The sequence below is a fragment of the Proluteimonas luteida genome (assembly GCF_021191695.1).
GTDB classification, from domain to species: Bacteria; Pseudomonadota; Gammaproteobacteria; order Xanthomonadales; family Xanthomonadaceae; genus Luteimonas; species Luteimonas luteida.
This window is the reverse complement of the sequence record NZ_JAIWPT010000021.1, coordinates 1-24,023: the sequence shown is the minus strand read 5'-3', so window position 1 is coordinate 24,023 and position 24,023 is coordinate 1. Positions and strand designations below refer to the sequence as shown.

The window sequence follows — 24,023 nt, the reverse complement described above, 5'->3', positions numbered from 1 at the left end:
CGGGCGGGAAATGGTTGCCGGGGAAACCGCGTGCACGGGCGCTGCCCTCGGGTATGCCCTAGTTGGACGGGTCCATACGGATGCGTACATATGACATCCGACTTCCCATACTCGATACAGGTTTCCCGCCGATGACAACATTCGACAGCTTGAATCCAGCCGCCCTTCCATCCCAGGCCTCGACCCAGGGTTACTGGGAGAATCCGCTGGCCCCGGACAGCCATCTGCACGGTCCCGACGGCGAACACACGCACGGCCCGGGCGAGCTGGGGCATGACACCGAGATCCAGGACAAGGCCGATGGTCCCGAGGTCTCCACCAAGGACGCGCCGCAGCGCACCCCGCACGGTGCGATCGAGATCAACGGCGGCGGCACCAACTCCAGCGAGCGCACCACCGGCAGCACGCCGGACGGCAAGCCGATCCAGATCGATCCGCTGCACAAGGACGACCAGGTGACGATCGCGCGCGAGCGCACCAATGCCGGCGGCTACATCAGCCGCGACCAGGTCGTGTTCACCACCGGCAGCGGCAACGACGACGTCGGCGTGACCCAGCGCGACGATGGCACCCTCGACGTCACCGTCAACGGCGAGAGCTACGAAGTGTCGCTGGCCCAGGGCCAGGAGCTGACCCTGCGCACCGGCGCCGGCAACGACACGATCAAGGTCGCGCCCAACGTCGACGTCAACATCGTGGTCGACGCCGGCGACGGCGACAACGACATCCTGGTCGAGGGCAACGGCGACAACCGCATCGCCAGCGGCAACGGCGACGACGTCATCAAGCTGACCGGCAGCGGCCGCAACGACATCCACACCACCGGCGGCACCAACGAGATCCACGGCGGCAGCGGCGAGAACGTGATCTACGGCGGCGACGGCAGCGACACCATCTACGCCGGCTCGGGCACCAACTACATCGAGGGCGGCCGCGGCGACGACGTGATCCATGGCGGCGGCGAGTTCGACATCATTTCCGGCGGTCTCGGCGACGACGTCATCAACGTCGGCGAGGGCCGCACCACGGTCTACGCCGGTGGCGGCGCCGACACCGTGGAAGGCGCGCATGCCGATGCCACCGTGTATGCGGAAGTCAGCGACATCATCAACGCCGCGACCGGCACCAAGCCGACCGTGGTCAACGTCGAGATCGACAACAGCGTCGGCGACCGCGGCATCAGCGTGAAGGGCTCGGAAGCCTTCATGCAGCGCATGCAGTCCGAGCTGGACTTCCTGCGGGCCTCGCCCAACGGACAGCAGATGCTGGCCGAGTTCGACAAGGCCGCCGAGGCCAAGGGCAACGTGGTGACGATCCAGGAACTGTCCAATGAGGACAACGGCTACGCCCAGACCTTCAGCCGCGATGCCGACATCATCAACGGCCGTCCGGGTGCGGGCGGCGACGTGACGATCAGCTACAACCCGTCGTTCCACATGGACGCGTTCCCGGCGCCGTCGGTGGTGCTCTACCACGAGATGTCGCATGCCTACAACGGCGTCAACGGCACCTTCCTCACGGGCACCTACCGGGGCGAAGGCCCTGACAGCGGCCGCGTGCCCAATGCCGAGCGACAGGCCGTGGGCCTGGAGAGCAGCGCGACGCCCTACGACTTCGACGGCACCGGTCCGATCACCCACAACCCCATCCATCTGACCGAGAACGGCATCCGTCGCGAGATGGGCCTGCCGGATCGTCCGAGCTACGCGCTCTGACCAGCGGATATCCGTGGCAACCGACGGGGTGGCGTGCCGGGGCGCGCCACCCCGTCTCTTTGGGAGACAGCCGATGAATGCCACAATCGGCGGCGGACCGGGTGATCGCCTCGCGCCGCATGCCACCGCCCGTTCCCCTGCCAGGACACCGGCCGCGTGGCTGGCACTGCTATTGTTCTGCGCTCCGCTGCTGCATGCGGCGACCGACGAAACGAGAACCACGATGACGTCAGATGACAGTGCCCGTACCGAGGTCAGCGCCGCAGGCGTCGAACTCCAGGTGACGTTCGAGCCGCGCGACGATGGCGCGCTGCATGTGCGCTACCGGCTGCACAACACCGGCGATGTCCCGCTGGCCGTGTTCGACCGCGGCGACCGCCACGCCGTGCTGACCAAGCGCCAGGTGACCGGTGCGATCGGCGTGCCGTTCGCGCGCGCAAATGAGCCCGGCCAGGTGACCCTGTTGCACGTCGCCCAGGCGCTGCCGCAGCCAGCGCCGACCGTGCCGCCGACGCCGCTGGCGCGCCGTCTCAACCCCGGCGCCAGCGACGAGGCCGATTTCACGTTCTCGCAGTGGCTGGACGATCCTCCGCGCCAGGTGCGCTGGTGCCTCGGCGTGGCCCCGTTCGACGAGGCGCGCACGTTCCTGCCGGAGACGGTGGATGGTCGCGAGGTCTGGCAGGCCGATTTCGCCTATGCCGATGACCAGCAGCTGCTGTGCACGCCCTGGTTCGACGTGGCCGCAAAACGGTTCATCGAAGGCTAGGCCAGGGATCCTCTGGACAAGTCGCTCCAGGGAATCCCGGACGGCGTCATCTGCCGCCATCCGCCTGCCGGCTTGCCTGCACGCTGCAGCGCCGGCCGCGTCAGCTTCCGGTGCTGGCCTGCGCGGGTTGCGCATCGGCCTGCGCGTGGTGGGTACCGCCGCAACCGGCGTCGAGCAGCTGCGACTGTCGCAGCCAGTCCTCGTCGGGGTAGTAGGCGAACACCAGCGATCCATCGCGGATCGTGTCGATCAACTGGCGCGCGATCGCCGGCCGTACCGCCGGGCAGCCGAGGCTGCGGCCGAGGCGGCCCTGTCCGGTCGCGGCCAGCGGGTTCACGTAGGGCGCGCCGTGGATCACGATCGCGCGTTCGCGCGCCCGGTCGTTGAATCCCGGCTCCAGCCCCTGCAGGCGCAGCGAGTAGCCGTTCTGGCCCTGGTAGCTCTCCTGGGTCAGGAACGCGCCCAGGCTCGACATGTAGCTGCCTTCGCGGTTCGAGAACCGGGTGGCGAGGTTCTCGCCGGTGTTGCGCCCGTGCGCGACCCACTCCTCGAACAGCAGCGTGTTGCGGGCCAGGTCGAACACCCACAGCCTGGGCTCGGTGGACGGCAGCGAGTAGTCGATGACGCTGAGCGTCGCCGGTCGCGCATGCGGCTGGCGCATCGTGCAGGCCAGCGCGCGGGTGGCGAGCTGCAGTACCTTGCGGTTGAGCTTGGGCGCACTGCGCGCCAGGGTGTCGAGCAGGGAATCGCTGGCCGGCACTGCGGACGGCGTGGCGATGGCGACATGATCGGCGGCCGACGCACGGTCGGCGAGTCCGGCCGTGGCCAGTGCGGCGACGGCGGAAGCGAGAATGAGCGGGCGCATGCCGCCAGAATATCAACCCGGAGCCACCCGGTCCGCAAGGGGTCCCGACGGACGGTTGCGTCGATGGCCGCGCGTTCAGCTGCCGGCGGCAGGCGCCGGGGCCGGTTCCGCCGGTTCGTCGGAGGCGGGATCGGATTCCAGCACCGGCGCCCACGACTGCCCGGCCGGGGTGTCGCGTACCGCCGGCAGGTCGGTCAGCAGCAGGGTCGAGCCGGGCGCCAGGATGCCCTGCACGGCCGCCGCGAAGGCGGGATCGACCTGCAGCGGGCGCTGCATCAGCCGCAGCTGCAGTGCGGCCAGCGAGTCGGCGTCGACGCCGAGCACCGGATAGGCCGCCCAATGGCGGCTCGGCTGCGCTGTGCCCGCCGCGTCCGGCTGCGCGGGGTTCGCGTCGCCGGCGACCATCAGCACCGACCCGTGCACGGCGAACCCCGGTTCGACCTGCAGCGGCGCCTCGCCGATCGCCACGCCGTTGCGCAGCACGAACACGCGCTGGTCGGCGAGGCTGACCAGCACGCTGACCGGCCCTTCCGGACTGGCCTCGGGTGTCCAGACCACGCCGTTCCCCGCTGCAGCGGCATCGGCCGCCGCCGGCTGCCCACCGCTTGCGATGGGCGCCAGTACCGCCGGATGCACCAGCCCGGCCGCGGATGCCTTGGCGTCGGCAACGACGACGGTATCGCCATTGCGGGTGACGCCGAACAGCAGTTCCGCGAATTGCTGCGGCAGCCGGACGCAGCCGTGCGAGGCCGGATGGCCGGGCAGGGTGCCGCCGTGCAGGGCGATGCCGTCCCAGGTCAGCCGCTGCATGAACGGCATCGACGCGTTGTTGTAGAGATTGGAGTGGTGGACGCGGTTCTTCTGCAGGATCGTGAACACGCCGGTCGGCGTCTCGTGGCCGGTCTTGCCGGAACTGATCGTCGACACGCCGATCGCGATGCCGTTGCGGTAGACGTAGGCGCGCTGTTCGTCGAGGCTGACCACCAGCACGACCGGGCCGTCGGGTGCGATCTCCGGGTGCCACAGGTACTCGCCGGGCTTGAGATCGGCGGGCGTCGGCACCCGCGTGGCGGTCGCTTCGGCGGCGACGGGCCCGGCCGCCAGTACCGTGGACGGCAGGCTGAGCGCAAGCGCTACGGCGAGCGCGCGCAGGGTGGTCGGGACTGGCGATCGGTGAAGGCGCATGCGCGGGCTCCGGCGGTGGCTGCGGCCATTGTGGCCGAATCGGGCGCGGGGCGGGGTCAAGGCTGCGCCGTGAAGTCGCCGCCCTGGGCGCCGTGCATCGACCTGAAGCGGCAGCACCCGCAGCGGTGCATCGATGCCGATGATCCCGACGCGCGTTCTTACCCCGTGCCCCCTCCCGTTCGGGGAGGGCGCAGCAGCAACGTGTCGCTGGTGATGATCCTGATCAGCGCCTGCGGCGTCCCCATCCTGTCCACCCGTGAAGGGCGCAATGCCCCGCACGAGGGGAAAAGAAGGGCGCGGGTGCCATGCGGGATCGGCTGCTGCGGTTACAGCAAAGGGACCAGCAGCAATGCGACGATGTTGATGATCTTGATCAGGGGGTTGATCGCCGGGCCCGCGGTGTCCTTGTACGGATCGCCGACGGTGTCGCCGGTCACCGCGGCCTTGTGCGCCTCGCTGCCCTTGCCGCCGTGGTGGCCGTCCTCGATGTACTTCTTGGCATTGTCCCAGGCGCCGCCGCCGGTGGTCATCGAGATCGCGACGAACAGGCCGGTGACGATGGTGCCGATCAGCAGGCCGCCGAGCGCGCGGATGCCGGCGCCCGGCCCCATCAGTGCATTCATGCCCAGCGCGACGACCACCGGTACCAGCACCGGCAGCAGCGACGGCAGGATCATCTCCTTGATCGCCGACTTCGTCAGCATGTCGACCGCGCGCGAGTAGTCCGGCTTGGCGGTGCCGGCCATGATCCCCGGGATCTCGCGGAACTGCCGGCGCACCTCCTCGACCACCGCGCCGGCCGCGCGGCCGACGGCTTCCATCGCCATCGCACCGAACAGGTAGGGGATCAGGCCGCCGATGAACAGGCCGATGATCACCGCCGGGTCGGCGAGATCGAAGCGGAACTCGGTGCCGGGATACTTCGCCTCCAGGTTGTGGGTGAAGTCGGCGAACAGCACCAGCGCCGCCAGCGCCGCCGAGCCGATCGCATAGCCCTTGGTCACGGCCTTGGTGGTGTTGCCCACGGCGTCGAGCGGATCGGTGATGTCGCGCACCTCGGGCGGCAGTTCGGCCATCTCGGCGATGCCGCCGGCGTTGTCGGTGATCGGGCCGTAGGCGTCGAGCGCGACGATCATGCCGGCCATCGACAGCATCGCGGTCGCGGCGATCGCGATGCCGTACAGCCCGCCCAGCGCGAAGCAGGCCCAGATCGCGATGCACACCGCGATCACCGGCATCGCCGTGGACTTCATCGACACGCCGAGGCCGGCGATGATGTTGGTGCCGTGGCCGGTGGTCGAGGCCTGCGCGATGTGCTGCACCGGCCTGTACTGGGTGCCGGTGTAGTACTCGGTGATCCAGACGATCGCGCCGGTCAGCACCAGGCCGATCAGCGCGCACCAGTACAGGTTGGTCGCGCCGTGCGTATTGTCGGCCATCAGTTGCGTGGTGATCGGCCAGAACAGCGCCGCGGCGATCACGCCCGAGACGATCACGCCCTTGTACAGCGCACCCATGATCGAGCCGCCGGCCTTCACCCGGACGAAGAACGTGCCGACGATCGAGGCCAGGATCGACGCGCCGCCGAGCACCAGCGGATACAGCACGCCGTTGCCGCCGACCGTCGAGGCCATCAGGAAGCCGAGCAGCATCGTCGCGATGACCGTGACCGCATAGGTCTCGAACAGGTCGGCCGCCATGCCCGCGCAGTCGCCGACGTTGTCGCCGACGTTGTCGGCGATCACCGCGGGGTTGCGCGGGTCGTCCTCGGGGATCCCGGCCTCGACCTTGCCCACGAGGTCCGCGCCGACGTCCGCGCCCTTGGTGAAGATGCCGCCGCCCAGGCGCGCGAAGATCGAGATCAGCGAACTGCCGAACGCCAGCCCGACCAGCGCGTGCAGCGCGGTCTCGCCCTCGATGCCGAAGCGCGGCAGCAGCCACCAGTAGCCGGCCACGCCGAGCAGGCCCAGCCCGACCACCAGCATGCCGGTGATCGCGCCGCCGCGGAACGCCACGTCCATCGCCGGTCCGATGCCGCGGCGCGCGGCCTCGGCGGTGCGCACGTTCGCGCGCACCGAGACGTTCATGCCGATGTAGCCGGCCGCGCCCGACAGCACCGCGCCGAGCAGGAAGCCGATGCCGGTCGCCCAGCCGAGGAAGAAGCCGACCAGCACGAACAGCACGACGCCGGCGACCGAGATCGTCAGGTACTGCCGGTTGAGATAGGCGCGCGCGCCTTCCTGGATCGCCCCGGCGATCTGCTGCATGCGTTCGTTGCCGGCTGGTTGCCGGTTGATCCAGCCGGCGGAGATCACGCCGTAGAGGATTGCGATGGCGGCACAGCCCAGTGCCAGCCACAAACCGTGTTGCTCGAGCATGGAACCCCTCCCAGAGTCGTGATGCCAAGACAGGACAGCGGTGGTGCCGGCCGACTATCGCACAGGCAGGGGAGCGTGGATATCCGGGGTTGCCCGCAGGGCGTGGCGGCTGCCGGCCGGAATCACGGCAGGCGGTCGCGGCCCACGGTGGCGCACCGGCATGCGCCCCGTCACCCGCCCCAGGCAGGCAGTGTCTTCGCCACGGCCACGTTCTTCAGCGTCGCGTAGGCCGGAATCCCGTCGCGCCCGTATGGCGGATACGCCTCGCCGCGGATCAGCGGCTCCAGGTAGCGGCGCGCGGCCGCGGTGATGCCATAGCCGTCCCTGCGGATGAAACCGGCCGGCATCGTCTTCTCGTGGTTGGCGACCCGGTGCAGCGGCGCGCTGTCGATCTTCCAGCGATACGGCGCGTCCGACGTCCGCGCGATGACCGGCATCGTCGCGTTGCGGCCTTCCAGGGCGAAGCGCACCGCGGCCTCGCCGACCGCCATCGCCTGGTCGAGGTCGGTCTTCGAGGCGATGTGGCGCGCGGAACGCTGCAGGTAGTCGGGCAGCGTCCAGTGCACCTTCAGCCCGAGCCGGTCCTTGACCCGGCCGGCGAGATACGAGGCGACGCCGCCGAGCTGGGCATGGCCGAAGGCATCGGTGCCGCCGCCGGCGTCGGCGACGAAGGTCCCGTCCGCGGTGCGGATGCCCTCGCTGGCGACGACCACGCAATGGCCGACGCGGTCGACGATGCGCTGGACGTTGGCGAGGAAGTCCGCCTCGTCGAAGGCCCGCTCCGGGAACAGGATCAGGTGCGGCGCGGCATCGGCGCCCTGGCCGGCGAGTCCGGCGGCCGCGGCCAGCCAGCCGGCATGGCGGCCCATCGCCTCGTAGACGAACACCTTCGTCGACGTCTCGGCCATCGCGGCGACGTCGAGCGCGGCTTCGCGCACCGACACCGCGGTGTACTTGGCCGCCGAGCCGAAGCCCGGGCAGCAGTCGGTGACCGCGAGGTCGTTGTCGATGGTCTTGGGCACGCCGATGCAGGTCAGCGGATAGTCGAAGGCTTTCGCCAGTTGCGAGACCTTGAGCGCGGTGTCGGCCGAGTCGTTGCCGCCGTTGTAGAGGAACCAGCGCACGTCGTGTGCGCGCAGCACGTCGAGCAGGCGCTCGTACTTCGCCCGGTCGGCCTCGACCGACCCCAGCTTGTAGCGGCACGAGCCGAACGCGCCGCCCGGGGTGTGCGCCAGCGCGCGGATCGCGGCGACCGGTTCCTTCGAGGTGTCGATCAGCTCCTCGCGCAGCGCGCCGAGAATGCCGTTGCGCGCCGCCAGCACCTTGACCCGCTGCGCGCGCGCGGCCTGGATGACCGCCGAGGCGGTCGCGTTGATGACGGCGGTCACGCCGCCGGACTGGGCGTAGAGCAGGGTTCCGCTGGGCATCGGGGGCGCTCTTGGGGTCTGCGGGGACGGGATACGGTAAGCTGACGCCGCCGTTCGGCGCCTTCGGCAGTGTACGCCGGCGCGCGGCACGGTCCCCCAACCCTGCTAGGAGCGTTCGATGCGTTTGGTACTTCTTGGTGCACCCGGTTCAGGCAAGGGCACGCAGGCGGCGCGGTTGAAGGACTATCTGCACGTTCCGCACATCTCCACCGGCGACCTGCTGCGCGCGGAAGTCGCCGCCGGCACGCCGCTGGGCCTGCAGGCCAAGGAAGTCATGGCGCGCGGCGACCTGGTGTCCGACGAGATCCTGCTGGGCATGCTGGAAGACCGCTTCTCGCGCGACGACACCAAGGCCGGCTTCATCCTCGACGGCTACCCGCGCAACCTCGCCCAGGCCGCCGCGCTCGATGCGCTGCTGGCGAAACTGGGCCAGAAGTTCGACGCCGCCGTGCAGCTGGAGGTCGACAACGAGCAGATCATCGACCGCCTGGCCGGCCGCGCGCAGGCCGAGGGCCGCGCCGACGACAGCCCCGAATCGGTGCGTCACCGGCTCAACGTCTACGACCAGCAGACCGCGCCGGTGATCAAGTTCTACCGCGACCATGGCCAGCTGACCATCGTCGACGGCGTGGGCACGCTCGACGAGGTGTTCCACCGCATCCTGGCCGCGATCGGGCAGGCGCAGACGACGGCCTGAGGATGCGTCGCCACGCGGAGGCGGTTCCCGCCGGCAGTCGCGCGTCGCGCCGTCCCGGCATCTCGGCGCGGCTGGGTATCGCCGCCCTGGGCCTGTCGATCCTGCTGGCCGGCTGCAGCCGGCAGACCCGCGAGGACGCCTGGTTGTGCCCGGACGCGGAGGGCGCGGCGCGGGTGCAGCATGCGCGTTCGCTGTCGCCGCTGGCCGCCAGCGCGCCCTTGCTTGCCGACCTCACCGCCCGTCAGCACGGCTGCGTGCCGGCGCCGTCGTTGACGGTCCGCGTCAAGCAGCGGCAGCTCGCCACGCTCCGCCTGCCGATGCTGCCTCCGCAGCGCATCGAGGTCGCGGAGGTCGGCGGCTTCGCCCCGGTCGACGGCCTGGACGCGGAATCGGCCTTCGTGGCGAGCGACTGGCTGCGCTGATCGCACCGGCCCGGACATCCCGCGCCGCGCGCCGCCCGCGGGCTTTGCACCGACGCCGTGGTCGTAGCCGGCGAACCCGTTCTGCGACAATGCCGGCATGAGCAAACTCCATATCCTGGGCATCGCCGGCACCTTCATGGGCGGGGTCGCGGCGCTTGCGCGCGAGCTCGGTCACGACGTCGAGGGCAGCGACCAGTCGGTATATCCGCCGATGTCGACCCAGCTCGAGCGGCTCGGCATCGCCCTGCACCAGGGCTACGATCCGGCCAACATCGGCGACGACGTCGACCAGGTCGTCATCGGCAACGCACTCTCGCGCGGCAACGCCGCGGTCGAGGCGGTGCTGGACAGCGGACGTGCCTACACCTCCGGCGCCGAATGGCTGCGCGACAGCGTGCTGCCGGGCCGCGACGTGCTGGCGGTCGCCGGTACCCACGGCAAGACCACGACCAGCACGATCCTGGCCTACCTGCTCGAGGCCGCCGGCCGCCATCCGGGCTTCCTGATCGGCGGCGTGGCGGAGGATTTCGGGGTGTCGGCGCGCCTGGGCGGTTCGCCGGCGGAGGGAGCGGGACAGGATGCGCCGGCCCTGGCGGGCCGGCCGCTGTTCGTCGTGGAAGCGGACGAGTACGACACCGCGTTCTTCGACAAGCGCAGCAAGTTCGTGCACTACCGGCCGCTGGTCGCGATCCTCAACAACCTCGAGTTCGACCATGCCGACATCTTCCCCGACGTCGCCGCGATCCAGCGCCAGTTCCACCACCTGGTGCGCACCGTGCCCGGCCGCGGCCGGCTGATCGTCAACGGCCACGACCGGCGCCTCGACGAAGTGCTGGCGATGGGCTGCTGGACGCCGGTCGAGCGCTTCGGCTTCGATCCCGCATTCGACTGGAGCGCACGCAAGCTTCGCGCGGACGGCAGCGCGTTCGCGGTGCTGCACGGTGGCGAGGAACTGGGCATCGTCGAGTGGCCCCTGGTCGGCGACCACAACGTCCTCAACGGACTGGCCGCGCTGGCGGCGTGCGCGGCGGTCGGCGTCGACGTGGCGGCGGTGCTGCGGTCGCTGACGGATTTCCACAGCGTCAAGCGCCGGCTGGAAGTGCTGGGCGAGGCGGGCGGCATCACCGTCTACGACGATTTCGCCCACCACCCGACCGCGATCGCGACCACGCTCGCCGGCCTGCGCGCGAAGGTCGGCGATGCGCGGAGGATCATCGTTGCGATGGAACCGCGCAGCAATTCGATGCGCCTGGGCGCGCATGCCGATGCGTTGGCGCCGTCGCTCGATGGCGCCGACGCGGTGGTGTTCCTGCAGCGTCCGGAGCTGGCCTGGGATGCCGGCAAGGTCGTCGCCGCGGTGCGCGGCAAGGCGCGCGCGGTCGCCGATGTCGGCGCGCTGCTGACCGCGCTCGGCGACATCGCCGGCGCCGGCGACCACGTGGTGTTCATGTCCAACGGCGGCTTCGACGGCGCGCCGCGGCGGTTCCTGGCGCAGCTGCGCGCCGGCTGAGCGCCGGCCTCGACGGTGTCGCCGCGCGCGGGTCGTACACTGCGGCCATGGCGACCGACGATGACTGCCTGCCCCTGTTCCCCCTGCGCACCGTACTGGTCCCCGGTGCGGCGCTGGGCCTGCGCGTGTTCGAACCGCGCTACCTCGACCTGGTGCGCGATTGCGGCCGCCGCGGCGGCGGCTTCGGCATCTGCCTGATCCTCGACGGCGACGAGGTCGGTGCGCCGGCGACGCCGGCCGGGTTCGGCACCGAGGCGCTGATCGAGGACTTCGACCTGGGCGACGATGGCCTGCTGACATTGCGCGTGCGTGGCGCGCGCCGGTTCCACGTGCGCCGCACGCGGGTGCGCGACAACGGCCTGATCGTCGCCGAGGTCGACTGGCAGGCGCCCGATCCGTCGACCGACCTGCTGCCCCAGCACGCGTTGCTGGGCGTGGTGCTGGAAAAGATCCTCGAGCGCATCGACGGCGCCGACCGTGCGTTCCCGAAGCAGCATTTCGACGACGCGGCGTGGGTCGGCTGGCGATTGGCCGAGCTGTTGCCGCTGACCCAGGCGCAGCGCCAGGGCCTGCTGCAGCAGGACGACCCCGACGAGCGGCTGGAGACGCTGCTGCGGCTGGTCGACGACTGAAGGCCGGAAGCCGTTCCTCTGCCGGCCCGCCGGCTGCGCGCGGCAGTGGCGCCGCTACGGCACGCGCGCTTTCCCGGTCTCCGCCGGCGCGGCATCGGTGCGTACCCGCAGCACCGGAACCCCCGACTGCGGATGCACCGCCTCGCGGGTGTCGAACGCTTCCAGCAGTTCGCGCAGTTCCGCGTGCACGGTGCCGGCATCGGGCTGCGGCTGCCACAGGCCGAACAGGCCGAGCGGACGCGTGTAGCGCAGCGACTGCCCGGTGCCGAGCCACAGGTCGCTGCCGTCGGCCAGGCGTGCGGGCGCGCGCCACAGGCGCAGGACATCGACCTGGCCCTCGTCGACGTCGCGGCGCATCAGCAGGGTCTCGGCCACGGTATCGAGCGTCGCCGGCAGCACCGGCTGCCGGGCCTGCGGCACGTCGTCGTCGAGCAGGTGCAGCGTCTCCGACCAGTCGGCCTGCGGCTGCGCCCGCCAGCCGCGCGCTTCCAGCCGTTGCTGCAGCGGCGCCAGCGGACCGGCGATCTGCAGGTCCAGCGGCCAGCGGTGGGTGGGGTCGCGTTCGCGCAGCTGTCCGGGCAGATGCGCCCAGTCGTCCTGCCACCAGCCGTCGAGAGTCAGCACCTTCTCCGGCGGCGGCGGCACGAACCGCGCCAGCAGCGGGTCGACCGCGCGCGGTGCGTGCCACAGTGCCGCGACGGCGAAGGTGATGTAGAAGATCAGCGCCACCGGGCGCATCCAGAACGAGCGTTCGACGTGGCGGCGGTAGGCGATGCCGAGCACCAGCAGCCAGACGATGCCCAGCAGCATGCCGCCGACGATGTCGCTGAGCCAGTGCGCGCCCAGGTACAGCCGGGCGAAGCCGAGCACCGACACGATCGCGCCGGAGACCAGGTACGGCCACACCCGCGAACGCCCCGGCAGCTCGCGCGCGATCAGCACCGCGAAGAAGCCGAAGGTGATCGTGCACATGGTGATCTCGACCGACGGGAAGCCGAAACCGCCGTGCGCGGTCGGCGGCCGCGGCATGTCGATCACCGCGCCCAGCAACGCGGTCAGCGCCATGCCGAAGGCCAGCGCGGCCAGCCAGTGCACGGCCGCGATCCAGCGCCGCCGCCACACCAGCCACAGCAGGGTCAGCCCGACCGCCGGCGCCAGCACCTGCACGTCGCCGATCGATGCCAGTCCCGCCATCATCCGGTCGGCCAGCGGGTTGCGCAGTTCGTACATCAGCTGGAACACGGTGTGGTCGATCAGCAGCGGCTCGCCGCGCATCAGCACCGTGGCCAGCAGCGCCGACCAGGCCCAGCCGATCGCCAGCAGGCAGACCGCGAGGATCGCCAGCGACGGGGATTCCGGGCGGCTGGGGTCGATCAGCGCCGCCGCGTAGCGGCCGAGGCGTGGATGCGCCCGGGTCCACTTCAGCGCCCGCGCCAGCAGGCTGTTGGCGTGCGCGTCGAACCAGCGGTAGCTGTAGACGATGATCGCCCACGACAGCGCCAGCACCGCGACCAGCGCGCCGAGCACGATCGCCAGCCGGTCGGCGACCGCGGCGACTGCCTCGTAGGATGCGCCGAACAGCCAGCCCGGCGCCAGGAACACCACCGCCCAGGAGATGCAGGCCGCGAGGCTGACCGGCAGGTAGCGGCGCAGCGGCATCCGCGCAATGCCGGCGATCGCCGGCACGAAGGGGCGGATCGCGCCGACGTAGCGGGCGATGAAGATGCTCTTGACCGCATTGCGCCGGAACAGCAGCTCGCCGCGGTCGAGCAGCTGCGGGTAACGGTGGAACGGCCATACGCCGCGCAGTCCCGCTCCCCAGCGGCGGCCGACCCAGTAGCTGACGCCGTCGCCGGCCAGCGCGCCGAGCGCGGCGCAGGCAATCGCGTACGGGGCGGAGACCTCGCCGAGGCCGATCATGACCCCGATCGCGAACAGCAGCGGCAGCGCCGGCACGATCGCACCGAGCACGATCACCGAGTCCGCGAACGCGATCAGGAAGATCGCAAGGCCGGCCGCGACAGGGTGGTCGCCGATCCAGCCGACCACGCTGTTGAAGAAGTTGCTGAGCATCCGTCCATTATGGCGCCTCGCCCTGGCGCGTCGGTGACACGCCCGGCCCCGTGGACGGTTGCCGGACAGGTCGGGCGCGGCCCGGCCGTGGCCGCGCCCGTACAATGCCGCGATGACTGCGCCACCGTCCGCCGCCGCCCGCGGCCAGGCCACCGAATTCCGTGCCCTCAAGTCCGACAGCTTCGGCCGCATCTCGCTGATGCGCGGCGCCGACGGCCTGTTGTTCGTGCGCCGCGACCTGCGTCACGTGCCGCTGTGGCTGCGCCTGCCGGCCTGGCTGCTGGCACGCCGCGAGGCGCGCGGCCTGGCCCGCGTGGCCGGGCTGGCCGACACCCCGCAGTTGCTGGGCTGGGACGGCCGCTGCCTGGACCGCAGCTACATGGCCGGCGACGCGATGTACCAGCGCCCGCCACGCGGCGACCTGGCCTACTTCCGCCGCGCGCGGCGCCTGCTTCAGGCGCTGCACCGGCGCGGCCTGGCCCACAACGACCTCGCCAAGGAGGCCAACTGGCTGGTGCTCGAGGACGGCCGTCCGGCGATCATCGACTTCCAGCTGGCGGTCTGCGGCGACCCGCGTTCGCGCTGGATGCGCCTGCTGGCGCGCGAGGACCTGCGCCACCTGCTCAAGCACAAGCGCATGTACTGCCGCGAGTCCCTGACCCCGGTCGAGAAGCGCGTGCTCAAGCGCACCTCGTGGCTGCGCGACCTGTGGTTCCGCACCGGCAAGCCGGTCTACCGGGTGGTGACCCGCAGGATCCTCAAGTGGGAGGACAACGAGGGCCAGGGGCCCAAGCCCTGAGAACCTGTTCACGATCCCCGAAACGGCCCGCGTGGCCGCTGCGCGGGCACCCTTCGGGCCGCGCCAGCAGGCACGGCGCGACCCATTGGAGATCGCGAACAGGTTCTGAGAAACCGGCGGCGGCGGCCGCCCGGCGGTCCCGGATCAGCGCAGGTCGAGAACCTGTTGTCCGCTGAAGCGGCGCGCCGCGTCGAAGTCGTAGCCCACCCGCAGGGTGCCGGCCTGTTCGCAGGCGTGGCAGCTGCGCATCGGCGTGGCGAAGACCAGGCGCACGCCGTCATCGGGCAATGTCTCGCTGCCGTCGGCCTGGGCCGGCGCGAACGGCATGACGTCCGGATGCGCCTCGAGGAATTCGCGGATGTCGTCCTGTGTCTGTGCCGTTTTCGGCAGCACGTCCTGGTCGACGTCGACCGCGCGGCCGTCGGCGTCGACCAGCCACAGCCCCTGGTTGGTGTTGGCGCGGAACGGATACACCAGCGAGGCCGCGCCGACGCCGTCGATCTCGCGCCAGCCGTCGATGTAGCCGGGGTTGCCCTCGGCCGCCAGGCGCTGGGCAGCCGCGACCGCCGCCGCCGTGGCGCCGCCGGTGCGCATCGCGTCCAGCAGGCAATCGTCCGGCGGCCCGGCCTGGTCGCGGCAGGCGTCGGGCGTGCCCTGCCACACCGCGTCCGGCCCCAGCCGCCCGGAGGCGGGCGCATCGTCGGCGGTGGCGGCTGGCTGCACGGTGGCGCCGGCGGCATCTGCCGGGAGCGTGGCATCGGTACCGGGGCGGGCCGCATCGCAGGCGGCGAGGGTCAGCGCCAGCATGGCGGCGAAGGGCAGGGCGGTACGCATCGGCAATCTTGTCGGGTTGGGCGGGCTTGCAGTATCGCGCGGCGGGCTGAACGCGAAAATGCGCGCGCGCATAATGCGCGTTCCTTCCCGCGCTGCAGGCACACCCGCATGGCCACCCTGTCCGGCAAAACCCTGTTCATCACCGGCGCATCGCGCGGCATCGGCCTGGCGATCGCCGAGCGCGCGGCGCGCGACGGCGCCAACGTCGCGATCGCCGCCAAATCCGAGGTCGCCAATCCGAAGTTGCCCGGCACGATCCACAGCGCCGCGCGCGCGGTGGAGGCGGCCGGCGGCCGCGCGCTGGCACTGCGCTGCGACATCCGCGAGGAGGACCAGGTGCGCGCCGCGGTCGCGGCGACCGTCGACGCCTTCGGCGGCATCGACATCCTGGTCAACAACGCCAGCGCGATCTGGCTGCGCGGCACCCTCGACACGCCGATGAAGCGTTTCGATCTGATGCAGCAGGTCAACGCGCGCGGCAGCTTCCTGTGCGCGCAGGCCTGCCTGCCGCACCTGCTGGTCGCGCCGAACCCGCACATCCTGACCCTGTGTCCGCCGCCGTCGCTGGACCCGAAATGGTGGGCGCCGCATACCGGCTACACCCTGGCGAAGATGGGCATGAGCTTCGTGACCCTGGGACTGGCCGGCGAGTTCGGCCCGCAGGGCGTCGCGGTCAACGCGCTGTGGCCGCGCACGCTGATCGGCACCGACGCGCTGAACATGATTCCCGGCGTCGAACGCGGCAACGGCCGCAGCCCGGCGATCATGGGCGACGCCGCGCACGCGGTGCTGGTGCGCGAGGCCGAAGGCTTCCACGGCAACTTCCTGATCGACGACGAGGTGCTGGCCGAGGCCGGCGTCACCGATCTCGACGGCTATGCGATCGATCCCTCGCAGCCGCTGTTGCCGGATCTGTTCCTCGATTGACGGCGGTGTACCGCCCCGTCGACATGCTCGGCGTGCCGACGCCCCTGGGCCTGCGTCCACCGGCGCCCGGCCGGGTCCCGGGCGCGCGGCATGCGCCCGCGGCGTTGCGGCGGGCAGGCCTGGCGCGGGCACTGGAGGCACGCGATCACGGCGATCTTCCCGAGCCGCCCTACGATCCCTACGGAGATCCGGCGACCGGGTTCCTCAATGGCGACGTGCTGCCCGGCTACAGTCGCGCGATCGCGGACCGCGTCGGGCCTCTGCTGTCCCATGAACGCCGCTTGCTGGTGGTCGGGGGCGACTGCAGCCTGATGCTCGGCACGGCGCTGGCACTCCGGCGCCGGGGGCGTTGCGGCCTGGTCTTCCTCGACGGCCACAGCGACTGGTATCTCCCGCGCCACGGCGGACCACGCACCGCCGCGGGCACCGACCTGGGACTGGTGCTCGGCGACGGCCCGGATGCGTTGACCGACATCGACGGCGCGCGCCCTTATCTCCAGGCGCAGGACGTCGTCGCGTTCGGCTATCGCGACGGCGGGGACGATGCGCATGCGACGCGCGCGGCATTCCGTGCGGCGCCGATGCAGCACGTCCCCATCTCCGCGATCCGCGCGGACGGGGCGCTCGCCAGCATGCATACGGCGCTGCGAACGCTGATGTCGCGACAGCCCGAGGGTCTGTGGATCCACCTGGATGTCGACGTGCTGGACCCGCGATGGATGCCGGCGGTCGATTCGCCCGAGCCGCCAGGTGGCCTCGACTGGAATGAGCTGCAGCAGGTGTTGACTTCGCTGCTCGCGCATCCCGCGACGCTGGGACTGCAGGTCACCGTGTTCGATCCCGAGCGCGATCCCGGCGGCGAGCATGCCGCGCGTCTGGTCGACCTGCTCGCGGCCGCGTTCGGACGGCGCTGAATCGGGCGCCGTACAATCGGCCTCCCGTTCTCCTGCGAAGCCGCCGCGCATGTCCACCGCCGATCTTCTCGCCCTCGCGCAGCGCCACGTGCTGCCGGTCTACCGCCCGCGCGAACTTGTGCTCGAGCGCGGCGACGGCGCGCGCGTCTGGGACAACGAAGGCCGCGAGTACGTCGACCTGTCGGCGGGCATCGCCGTGTGCGGACTCGGCCACAACGATCCCGACCTGGTGGCCGCGCTGGTCGAACAGGCCGGAAAACTGTGGCACACCAGCAACGTCTTCTACAGCGAACCGCCGCTGCGGCTGGTCGCCGAACTGGTCGAGGCCAGCGGCTTCGCGACGCGTGCGTTCCTGTGCAATTCCGGTGCCGAGGCCAACGAGGCCGCGATCAAGCTGGTGCGCAAGTGGGCGACCGCGCAGGGCCGCGCGCCGGACCGCCGGGTCATCGTGACCGCGCGCGGCAGCTTCCACGGCCGCACCCTGGCCGCGGTCACCGCGACCGCGCAGCCCAAGTACCAGGCCGGCTACGAGCCGCTGCCGGGCGGATTCCGCTACGTGGATTTCAACGACATCGCCCAGCTCGACGCGGCGATGGCCGGCGGCGACGTCGCCGCGGTCATGCTCGAGCCGGTGCAGGGCGAGGGCGGGGTGATGCCGGCCGCCGACGGCTATCTGGCCGCGGTACGCGCGCTGTGCGACCGCCACGATGCGCTGCTGGTGCTCGACGAGATCCAGTGCGGCATGGGCCGCACCGGGACGCTGTTCGCCTTCGTCCAGGACGATGTCGTTCCCGACATCGTCACCCTGGCCAAGGCGCTGGGCGGCGGCTTCCCGATCGGCGCGATGCTGGCCGGCCCGAAGGTCGCCGAGGCAATGCAGTTCGGCGATCACGGCACCACCTTCGGCGGCAATCCGCTGGGCGCCGCGGTCGCGCGCGTGGCGCTGCGCAAGCTGGCGTCGCCGGAGATCGCGGCCAACGTCGCCCGTCAGGCGCAGGCGCTGCGCGACGGACTCGCCGCGCTCGACGACGAGTTCGGCGTGTTCTCCGGAATCCGCGGCCGCGGCCTGATGCTCGGCGCGGTGTTGCGCGCCGAGCATGCCGGCCAGGCCGCCGCGATCCTCGACCACGCCGCGCGCCACGGCCTGCTGCTGCTGCAGGCCGGTCCCGACGTGCTGCGCTTCGTGCCGGCACTCAACATCCGCGACGAGGACGTCGCTGAGGGGCTCGCACGCCTGCGTGCCGCGATTGTCGATGCCGTCGCCGCCGGCTGAGCCCGCAGCGGACACCTGCGCGTTCTGCGCGATCCTCGCAGGCGCGCTGCCCGCGAGTCTCGTCCACGAGGACGCGCAGGTGATCGCCTTCATGGACCTGCGCCAGGCCGTGCCCGGTCACGTGCTCGTGGTACCGCGCCGGCATGTCGAAACCCTGTTCGACCTGGATGAGGACACCGCCGCGCAGCTGATGCGGGTCGCGGTCCGCATCGCTCGCATCGCCGATCGGGTCTTCGAAGCTGACGGCCTCAACCTGTGGCAGTCCAATCGCGAGGCCGGTGGGCAGGAAGTCCCGCACGTGCATCTGCACGTGCAGCCGCGGCGGCTGGGCGATGGCCTGATGCAGGTCTATCCAGTGCTTCCGGAGGCAGCGGACCGCAAAGACCTCGATCGCTTGGCAGCCGAACTGCGCACCGCGCTCGCCGCTCAGGGCAGGCCGTAACGCTTCAGCACCCGCCGCAGCGAACGCGCATCGGTGACCGTGTCGGCATGCAGGCCGGCGGCGCGGGCGCCCTGCACGTTGGCGAACACGTCGTCGACGAACAGGGTCTCGTGCGCGGGTACGCCGAAATGCGCCAGTGCCCTGTCGAAGATCGCGCGCTCGGGCTTGCGCACGCCGAGTGCGCCGCTGCACAGCACCCGCGCCTCGAGCGTCGGGAACAACGGGGCGACGATGCCGCGCATCGCCTCGGCCATCAGCGCGCCGTTGTTGCTGAGCACGCCGATCGGCAGGCGCCCGGCAAGGGCGACGACCTGGTCCAGCACCGCGTCGTCGGCACGGCTGCCGGCCACGCGCGAGGCGATCCACGCGGCCTCGTCGATCGTTGCGCCCAGGCCGTCGCCGAGCCGGCGCAGATAGGTGGCGGTGTCGATCGCGCCGCCGTCGTATTCGGTTTCCAGTCCGGACTCGAACAGCACCGCGGCGACCTGCGCCGCGCTGCAACCGGCGACGCGCGCGAGGTCGGCGATCCGGTCGGCGTGCGCGTAGTGCGCGAGCACGCCGTCGAAATCGAACAGCACCAGGCGCAGCGGTGGCGCGCTCACCCGGCGGCCACTTCCGCGAACGCCGCGCGCGCCGCCTCGATCGTCGCCTCGATCACCGCCGCATCGTGCGCCGACGACATGAAGCCGGCCTCGAACGCCGACGGCGCCAGGAACACGCCGCGTTCGAGCATCGCGTGGAAGAACCGGTTGAAGGCCGCGGTGTCGCAGGCGACGGCCTGCGCATAGGTGTCGACATACGGCGCATCGGTGAAGAACAGGCCGAACATCGCGCCGACACGGGTCGTGGTGAACGGGACCCCGGCCGCGCGCGCCGCGACCTCCAGGCCGTCGCACAGCGCGTGCGTCGACGCTTCCAGGCGGTCGTGGAAGCCCGGTTCGGACACCAGGTCCAGCATCGCCAGTCCCGCGGCCATCGCGATCGGGTTGCCGCTCAGCGTGCCGGCCTGGTAGATCGGCCCGGCCGGTGCGATCTGCTGCATCAGTTCGCGGCGCCCGCCATACGCGCCGACCGGCATGCCGCCGCCGATGACCTTGCCGAAGGTGCTGATGTCCGGGGTCACGCCGTAGCGCGCCTGCGCACCGCCGAGCGCGACGCGGAAGCCGGTCATCACCTCGTCGAAGATCAGCAGCGCGCCGTGGCGCGTGCACAGATCACGCAGATGCTGCAGATAGCCGTCGCGCGGCGGCAGACAGTTCGCGTTGCCGACCACCGGTTCGATGATCAGGCCGGCGATGTCGGCGCCGGCCTTGTCGAACAGCGCGGTCGCGGCGTCGAAGTCGTTGTAGGGCAGGGTCAGCGTCAGGTCGGCCAAGGCCTTCGGCACGCCCGGCGAGGTCGGCACGCCGAAGGTCAGCGCGCCGCTGCCGGCCTTGACCAGGAACGAGTCGCCATGGCCGTGGTAGCAGCCCTCGAACTTGACGATGCAGCCGCGCCCGGTCGCGCCGCGCGCCAGCCGGATCGCCGACAGCGTGGCCTCGGTGCCGGAATTGACCATGCGCACCATCTCGCACGAGGGCACCAGCGATGTGATGCGCTCGGCCATCGCCACTTCGGCCGCGCACGGCGCGCCGAACGACAGGCCGTCGCCGAGCGCGCGCTTGACCGCCTGGCGGACCTCGGGGTGGTTGTGTCCGGCGATCATCGGCCCCCACGAGCCGACGTAGTCGATGTAGCGGTTGCCGTCGACATCGAACAGGTATGGCCCGTCGGCGCGCTGCACGAAGAACGGCTCGCCGCCGACCGACTTGAACGCGCGCACCGGCGAGTTGACGCCGCCCGGCAGCAGGGTCGTGGCGTGCTGGAACAGGGCGTGCGAGCGGGAAGTGTCCATCGTGTCTCCGGAAATCGGCAATGCGCGGCGCGCGGGGAGGCGGCGCGGTCAGGCGGGAAGGTCGAAGCAGGCGCGATAGGCGCGCGCCGCGGCGACCGGGTCGTCGGCGTCGAACACGCCGCTGATGACCGCGACCAGGTCGGCGCCGGCTTCGACCAGCGTGCGCGCATTGTCCGGGGTGATGCCGCCGATCGCCACCCGCGGCACGCCGAGCCGCGCAGCCGCGCCCAGCAGCGCGGGATCCGCGCGCCGCGCCAGCGGCTTGGTCGACGACGGAAAGAAACTGCCGAAGGCCACGTAACTGGCGCCCGCGGCGACCGCGGCATCGGCCAGCGACGCATCGTCGTAGCAGGACGCGCCGAGGATCGCGTCCGGCCTCAGTGCGGCGCGGGCGCCGGCCAGGGCGCCGTCGTCCTCGCCCAGGTGCGCGCCGTCGGCATGGAGTTCGGCCGCCAGCCGCCAGTCGTCGTTGACCAGCAGCGGCACGCCGGCGCCGCGGCACAGCGGCAGCAGCGCCTGTACCTGCCGGTGGCGCAGCGCGGCATCAGCGGTCTTGTTGCGGTACTGCAGCCACGTCGCCAGCGGCAGCACCCCGGCCACGCGCGCGCGCAGCCGGCCGGTGTCGTTGTCGTCGGGCGTCAGCAGATAGAGCCCGCGCGGGCGCGGCGTGGCCGGGGGGCGTGCGTTCATGTCGTGGGTTCCGGTGCGAAGGCGGGGATGGGACAATGCGGATCTTCCGTTTCCGCAGTACCGGCATTATCCGATGAACGATTCCACCGAGCCGACCGCGTTCCGCACCTGGATGTGCGTCGTCTGCGGTTTCATCTACGACGAGGCCGAGGGCATCCCGGACGAGGGCATCGCGCCGGGCACGCGCTGGGAGGATGTGCCGGACACCTGGACCTGCCCGGACTGCGGCGTCACCAAGGACGACTTCGAGATGATGACGCTCTGAGGCGTCTGTCCGGCCCAGGCGCACGCGGGACGGGCGCAGGCGCCATGGACCGGTACGCGGTTCAGTGGCGCCATGCGGTCGCGCGACCGCACTGCACCAGCGTCTCGCGCACCATCGCCGCATCGCCGGCGTCGGGATTGCGCTGCAGGTAGCGTCCCAGGTCCTCGCGCGCGCCCGCCACGTATCCCATCCGCGCATAGCCCAGTCCCCGGTCGCGCAGCGCATCGGGCGCGTCGGGCAGCAGTTTCAGCACGCGGTCGGCGCAGCGCACCGCGCGTGCCCAGTCCTCGCTGTCCCTGTAGACGCCATGCAGGTTGCGCAGCATCCGGGTCAGCATCGTCCGGTGCGAGGCGGGATGCAGGATCTGCAGCAGCGCGTCGTCGTCGGGCGCGTCGCCGCCCAGGTGCGGCCTGGCGCGGTCGCGCAGCTCGTCGATGTCGAGCGGCCGGCCGGCGTTGAACGGGTCCATGACCAGCATGCCGTCGTCGACCGGCAGCCGGACCAGGAAGTGGCCCGGGAACGAGATGCCGTCGAGCGGAACGCCCAGGCGCCTGGCGACTTCCATCTGCACCGTGGCCAGCGAGATCGGATTGCCCAGGCGGCGGTCGAACACCTCGTTGAGATAGCTGTTGCGCGGGTCGTAATAGGCGTCGTGGTCGCCGGTATAGCCCAGTTCCTCGAACAGGTGCCGGTTGATCGCCTGCATCTTCAACGGCGGCGCATCGATCGACGCCACCTCGACCTTCAGGCGTGCGACGTGCGTCTCCAGCAGCGCCTCGTAGCGCGCGGCATCGAGATCGGGGTACTCGTCGCGTGCGATCAGCAGCGCGACCTGCAGCAGCGGCAGCGTTTCGTCGCCGATGCCCGCGAGCGCATTCCAGTCCGGCAGTGCAGTGCTCATGCCCATGAGCCTGCCGCGCCGGCAGGGCTGGCGCAAGTCGCGCGGCTCACGGCAGGGTGGGGATTCCGGGCGAGAACTGCAGCACCGCACCGTCCTGCAGGTCGATGCGCCGCGCCTCGCCGGCGTTGAGCTCCAGCACGTAGCGCGCGGGCGCACGGCTGGGATAGGAGGGGCAGCGATTGCCGCCCGAACACGGTGGCACGTCGCGCTGCTGCGACACCAGCCTGCGCTCGTTGTCGAAGTACAGGATGTCGAGCGCGATGCGCGTGTTCTTCATCCAGTAGGCCTGCGGCGCTTCGCTGTCGTGGATGAAGAGCATGCCGTGGCCGTCGGCCAGCTGGTCGCGGAACATCAGGCCGCGCGCGCGCGCGGCGTCGGTATCGGCGATTTCCACGGTGTAGCGGTGGCCGGCAAGCTCGACCCAGGGACCGCCCGACGCGCAGGCGGGCAGCAACAGCGTGAGCAGCAGGCAGAAGAAGACGGCACGGAGCGAACGCATCGGAGGCGACCTGATGTTGTGGAAGGGAGTGCCGACACCTTCGGCAGCCGGCGCGCGGGCGTCAAGAAGAAACGCCCGGCGCGCTTCCCGACGTTCGCCGACGGTGGGCCGGGGGAGGCGGCCACGGATGGCGGACCAAAAAGAGGTTCTTCACCCAACTCCGGGAAAGAAGCGCGCCTTGCGTAGGTCGGCCCCACGCGGCCGACGCGCGTGGTGTCCGGGTTTGCGCGATGCCGGGAGATCCGCCGATGCGGCTTGACCGGGCGTCCCGGCGTCGGGGGCATTGCCCCGACCTACGACAGGTGAATCCCGGGAATCGGAGAAGAACCAAAAAAATTGCATCAACCCCTTTGCGAAATCGATGTTGCCGTGCACAATGCGCGCCCCGCCAAGGCGAGCCGCAAGGTTCGGCTGGCGGGGTCGGGAACGGAGCGGCACAGGTCTTCACGAGGTGTTGACGTTCCCGGAAACCGCGCTAAGATGTGCGGCTCGCTTCAGCGGAAAGGACTTCGGTCCGGCAGCTGAAGCGGAGGCAAAAATCTCCACCTTCGGGTGTTGACGGACGCCAAAACCGCGCTAGAATGGGCGGCTCGCTTCGGAGGAAACGACGGAGCATCGGAAGGCAGGCGCTGAGGCCGCTTTCCGCAGATCTTTGACAGTGTGCGCAGGTAACTTGTGCGGACGTCTGGTCGGTGGATAACTGTCCATCAGCAGACGTTCTAACAGAGCAACAAGTCAATTCAATAGCAGCAATGCTAGCGAGTAATTTGGGGCTCAGGCAGACGACTGCACTCAAAGCATTGGCGAAGTCCTTCGGGATGGAGCCGAAACATTTAAGTGAAGAGTTTGATCCTGGCTCAGAGTGAACGCTGGCGGCAGGCCTAACACATGCAAGTCGAACGGCAGCACAGGGGA

At 70.8% G+C, this 24,023-nt stretch carries 23 protein-coding genes and 1 rRNA gene; 13 read left to right on the top strand and 11 right to left on the bottom strand.

What is annotated here, in order from left to right; genetic code table 11:
• Positions 1-131 precede the first annotated feature (131 nt).
• Positions 132-1,715, top strand: coding sequence for a M91 family zinc metallopeptidase (locus tag LDO26_RS15820; RefSeq protein WP_232132062.1), 1,584 nt, complete (start codon positions 132-134; stop codon positions 1,713-1,715).
• A 223-nt stretch (positions 1,716-1,938) separates the two neighbouring features.
• Positions 1,939-2,481 (top strand): hypothetical protein, encoded by a 543-nt coding sequence (locus LDO26_RS15815; protein WP_232132061.1) that lies wholly within the window; start codon positions 1,939-1,941, stop codon positions 2,479-2,481.
• A 100-nt stretch (positions 2,482-2,581) separates the two neighbouring features.
• Here LDO26_RS15815 and LDO26_RS15810 read toward each other — a convergent pair whose 3' ends face one another.
• The 4 genes from LDO26_RS15810 to LDO26_RS15795 form a co-directional block, all read right to left on the bottom strand.
• Positions 2,582-3,346 (bottom strand): murein L,D-transpeptidase catalytic domain family protein, encoded by a 765-nt coding sequence (locus LDO26_RS15810; RefSeq protein WP_232132060.1) that lies wholly within the window; start codon positions 3,344-3,346, stop codon positions 2,582-2,584.
• Positions 3,347-3,421: 75 nt separating this feature from the next.
• A complete protein-coding gene (locus LDO26_RS15805) occupies positions 3,422-4,531 on the bottom strand; it encodes a L,D-transpeptidase (protein WP_232132059.1) in 1,110 nt (369 codons plus the stop codon).
• A gap of 326 nt (positions 4,532-4,857) precedes the next feature.
• Positions 4,858-6,909, bottom strand: a complete 2,052-nt coding sequence (locus LDO26_RS15800) for a sodium-translocating pyrophosphatase (RefSeq protein WP_232132058.1) — start codon at positions 6,907-6,909, stop codon at positions 4,858-4,860.
• Between the two features lie 170 nt (positions 6,910-7,079).
• The gene (locus LDO26_RS15795; RefSeq protein ID WP_232132057.1) at positions 7,080-8,336 is read right to left on the bottom strand and encodes a 6-phosphofructokinase; all 1,257 of its coding nucleotides are present in this window, start codon (positions 8,334-8,336) and stop codon (positions 7,080-7,082) included.
• Positions 8,337-8,454: 118 nt separating this feature from the next.
• Here LDO26_RS15795 and LDO26_RS15790 point away from each other — a divergent pair, with 118 nt between their 5' ends.
• The 4 genes from LDO26_RS15790 (at position 8,455) to LDO26_RS15775 (ending at position 11,597) form a co-directional block, all read left to right on the top strand.
• On the top strand, positions 8,455-9,033 hold the full coding sequence (locus LDO26_RS15790; RefSeq protein WP_232132056.1) for an adenylate kinase: 579 nt from the start codon (positions 8,455-8,457) through the stop codon (positions 9,031-9,033).
• Between the two features lie 2 nt (positions 9,034-9,035).
• Positions 9,036-9,455: a hypothetical protein gene (locus tag LDO26_RS15785; RefSeq protein ID WP_232132055.1), complete on the top strand. Its 420-nt coding sequence runs from the start codon at positions 9,036-9,038 to the stop codon at positions 9,453-9,455.
• A gap of 97 nt (positions 9,456-9,552) precedes the next feature.
• On the top strand, positions 9,553-10,965 hold the full coding sequence (gene mpl / locus LDO26_RS15780) for a UDP-N-acetylmuramate:L-alanyl-gamma-D-glutamyl-meso-diaminopimelate ligase (RefSeq protein ID WP_232132054.1): 1,413 nt from the start codon (positions 9,553-9,555) through the stop codon (positions 10,963-10,965).
• Between the two features lie 47 nt (positions 10,966-11,012).
• Positions 11,013-11,597: an LON peptidase substrate-binding domain-containing protein gene (locus LDO26_RS15775; protein WP_232132053.1), complete on the top strand. Its 585-nt coding sequence runs from the start codon at positions 11,013-11,015 to the stop codon at positions 11,595-11,597.
• Between the two features lie 54 nt (positions 11,598-11,651).
• On the opposite strand, the gene LDO26_RS15770 is transcribed toward LDO26_RS15775, so the two are convergent.
• Entirely contained in the window at positions 11,652-13,670 is a 2,019-nt protein-coding gene (locus LDO26_RS15770; RefSeq protein ID WP_232132052.1) for a bifunctional DedA family/phosphatase PAP2 family protein, read from the bottom strand.
• A 112-nt stretch (positions 13,671-13,782) separates the two neighbouring features.
• On the opposite strand from LDO26_RS15770, the gene LDO26_RS15765 reads away from it, so the two are divergent.
• Positions 13,783-14,469 carry a phosphotransferase gene (locus LDO26_RS15765; protein WP_232132051.1) on the top strand — a complete coding sequence of 229 codons (687 nt, stop codon included), beginning with the start codon at positions 13,783-13,785 and terminating at the stop codon, positions 14,467-14,469.
• 144 nt (positions 14,470-14,613) lie between these two features.
• Here the strand turns inward: LDO26_RS15765 and LDO26_RS15760 are convergent, their stop codons facing one another.
• A complete protein-coding gene (locus LDO26_RS15760) occupies positions 14,614-15,303 on the bottom strand; it encodes a hypothetical protein (RefSeq protein WP_232132050.1) in 690 nt (229 codons plus the stop codon).
• 108 nt (positions 15,304-15,411) lie between these two features.
• On the opposite strand from LDO26_RS15760, the gene LDO26_RS15755 reads away from it, so the two are divergent.
• From LDO26_RS15755 to LDO26_RS15740, 4 genes are read left to right on the top strand one after another with little or no spacing between them, the layout of a single operon-like run.
• Positions 15,412-16,230, top strand: a complete 819-nt coding sequence (locus tag LDO26_RS15755) for an SDR family oxidoreductase (RefSeq protein ID WP_232132049.1) — start codon at positions 15,412-15,414, stop codon at positions 16,228-16,230.
• A 5-nt stretch (positions 16,231-16,235) separates the two neighbouring features.
• The gene (locus tag LDO26_RS15750) at positions 16,236-17,144 is read left to right on the top strand and encodes an arginase family protein (protein ID WP_232132048.1); all 909 of its coding nucleotides are present in this window, start codon (positions 16,236-16,238) and stop codon (positions 17,142-17,144) included.
• A gap of 49 nt (positions 17,145-17,193) precedes the next feature.
• Positions 17,194-18,417: an acetylornithine transaminase gene (locus tag LDO26_RS15745; RefSeq protein WP_232132047.1), complete on the top strand. Its 1,224-nt coding sequence runs from the start codon at positions 17,194-17,196 to the stop codon at positions 18,415-18,417.
• Positions 18,398-18,859 (top strand): HIT family protein, encoded by a 462-nt coding sequence (locus LDO26_RS15740; protein WP_232132046.1) that lies wholly within the window; start codon positions 18,398-18,400, stop codon positions 18,857-18,859. Before LDO26_RS15745 ends, LDO26_RS15740 begins: the two co-directional genes overlap by 20 nt.
• On the opposite strand, the gene LDO26_RS15735 is transcribed toward LDO26_RS15740, so the two are convergent.
• From LDO26_RS15735 to thiE, 3 genes are read right to left on the bottom strand one after another with little or no spacing between them, the layout of a single operon-like run.
• Positions 18,844-19,461: an HAD family hydrolase gene (locus LDO26_RS15735; protein ID WP_232132045.1), complete on the bottom strand. Its 618-nt coding sequence runs from the start codon at positions 19,459-19,461 to the stop codon at positions 18,844-18,846. The two genes, LDO26_RS15740 and LDO26_RS15735, sit on opposite strands and share 16 nt — an antisense overlap.
• Positions 19,458-20,753, bottom strand: a complete 1,296-nt coding sequence (gene hemL, locus LDO26_RS15730) for a glutamate-1-semialdehyde 2,1-aminomutase (RefSeq protein WP_232132044.1) — start codon at positions 20,751-20,753, stop codon at positions 19,458-19,460. The genes LDO26_RS15735 and hemL overlap by 4 nt, the downstream gene beginning before the upstream one ends.
• Before the next feature lie 48 nt (positions 20,754-20,801).
• On the bottom strand, positions 20,802-21,443 hold the full coding sequence (gene thiE, locus LDO26_RS15725; protein ID WP_232132043.1) for a thiamine phosphate synthase: 642 nt from the start codon (positions 21,441-21,443) through the stop codon (positions 20,802-20,804).
• Here thiE and LDO26_RS15720 point away from each other — a divergent pair.
• On the top strand, positions 21,442-21,708 hold the full coding sequence (locus tag LDO26_RS15720; RefSeq protein ID WP_435594109.1) for a rubredoxin: 267 nt from the start codon (positions 21,442-21,444) through the stop codon (positions 21,706-21,708). The genes thiE and LDO26_RS15720 overlap by 2 nt on opposite strands.
• A 61-nt stretch (positions 21,709-21,769) precedes the next feature.
• Here LDO26_RS15720 and LDO26_RS15715 read toward each other — a convergent pair whose 3' ends face one another.
• Together LDO26_RS15715 and LDO26_RS15710 are read right to left on the bottom strand one after the other, a co-directional pair.
• Complete coding sequence (locus LDO26_RS15715) at positions 21,770-22,615, bottom strand: SirB1 family protein (RefSeq protein WP_232132041.1); 846 nt, start codon at positions 22,613-22,615, stop codon at positions 21,770-21,772.
• Between the two features lie 40 nt (positions 22,616-22,655).
• On the bottom strand, positions 22,656-23,108 hold the full coding sequence (locus LDO26_RS15710; RefSeq protein WP_232132040.1) for a DUF192 domain-containing protein: 453 nt from the start codon (positions 23,106-23,108) through the stop codon (positions 22,656-22,658).
• Between the two features lie 834 nt (positions 23,109-23,942).
• Between LDO26_RS15710 and LDO26_RS15705 the strand changes: the two genes are divergently transcribed.
• A 16S ribosomal RNA gene (locus LDO26_RS15705) occupies positions 23,943-24,023 on the top strand; the annotation flags it as partial.

Bases quoted from the DNA above. Each gene is read 5' to 3' on its own strand.
- LDO26_RS15785 (WP_232132055.1), top strand. From the start codon at position 9,036: ATGCGTCGCCACGCGGAGGCGGTTCCCGCCGGCAGTCGCGCGTCGCGC.
- thiE (WP_232132043.1), bottom strand. From the start codon at position 21,443: ATGAACGCACGCCCCCCGGCCACGCCGCGCCCGCGCGGGCTCTATCTG.
- LDO26_RS15755 (WP_232132049.1), top strand. From the start codon at position 15,412: ATGGCCACCCTGTCCGGCAAAACCCTGTTCATCACCGGCGCATCGCGC.
- LDO26_RS15805 (WP_232132059.1), bottom strand. From the start codon at position 4,531: ATGCGCCTTCACCGATCGCCAGTCCCGACCACCCTGCGCGCGCTCGCC.
- mpl (WP_232132054.1), top strand. From the start codon at position 9,553: ATGAGCAAACTCCATATCCTGGGCATCGCCGGCACCTTCATGGGCGGG.
- LDO26_RS15790 (WP_232132056.1), top strand. From the start codon at position 8,455: ATGCGTTTGGTACTTCTTGGTGCACCCGGTTCAGGCAAGGGCACGCAG.
- LDO26_RS15770 (WP_232132052.1), bottom strand. From the start codon at position 13,670: ATGCTCAGCAACTTCTTCAACAGCGTGGTCGGCTGGATCGGCGACCAC.
- LDO26_RS15740 (WP_232132046.1), top strand. From the start codon at position 18,398: ATGCCGTCGCCGCCGGCTGAGCCCGCAGCGGACACCTGCGCGTTCTGC.
- LDO26_RS15810 (WP_232132060.1), bottom strand. From the start codon at position 3,346: ATGCGCCCGCTCATTCTCGCTTCCGCCGTCGCCGCACTGGCCACGGCC.
- LDO26_RS15760 (WP_232132050.1), bottom strand. From the start codon at position 15,303: ATGCGTACCGCCCTGCCCTTCGCCGCCATGCTGGCGCTGACCCTCGCC.
- LDO26_RS15765 (WP_232132051.1), top strand. From the start codon at position 13,783: ATGACTGCGCCACCGTCCGCCGCCGCCCGCGGCCAGGCCACCGAATTC.
- LDO26_RS15715 (WP_232132041.1), bottom strand. From the start codon at position 22,615: ATGGGCATGAGCACTGCACTGCCGGACTGGAATGCGCTCGCGGGCATC.
- hemL (WP_232132044.1), bottom strand. From the start codon at position 20,753: ATGGACACTTCCCGCTCGCACGCCCTGTTCCAGCACGCCACGACCCTG.
- LDO26_RS15720 (WP_435594109.1), top strand. From the start codon at position 21,442: ATGTCGTGGGTTCCGGTGCGAAGGCGGGGATGGGACAATGCGGATCTT.
- LDO26_RS15800 (WP_232132058.1), bottom strand. From the start codon at position 6,909: ATGCTCGAGCAACACGGTTTGTGGCTGGCACTGGGCTGTGCCGCCATC.
- LDO26_RS15775 (WP_232132053.1), top strand. From the start codon at position 11,013: ATGGCGACCGACGATGACTGCCTGCCCCTGTTCCCCCTGCGCACCGTA.
- LDO26_RS15795 (WP_232132057.1), bottom strand. From the start codon at position 8,336: ATGCCCAGCGGAACCCTGCTCTACGCCCAGTCCGGCGGCGTGACCGCC.
- LDO26_RS15815 (WP_232132061.1), top strand. From the start codon at position 1,939: ATGACGTCAGATGACAGTGCCCGTACCGAGGTCAGCGCCGCAGGCGTC.
- LDO26_RS15710 (WP_232132040.1), bottom strand. From the start codon at position 23,108: ATGCGTTCGCTCCGTGCCGTCTTCTTCTGCCTGCTGCTCACGCTGTTG.
- LDO26_RS15745 (WP_232132047.1), top strand. From the start codon at position 17,194: ATGTCCACCGCCGATCTTCTCGCCCTCGCGCAGCGCCACGTGCTGCCG.
- LDO26_RS15820 (WP_232132062.1), top strand. From the start codon at position 132: ATGACAACATTCGACAGCTTGAATCCAGCCGCCCTTCCATCCCAGGCC.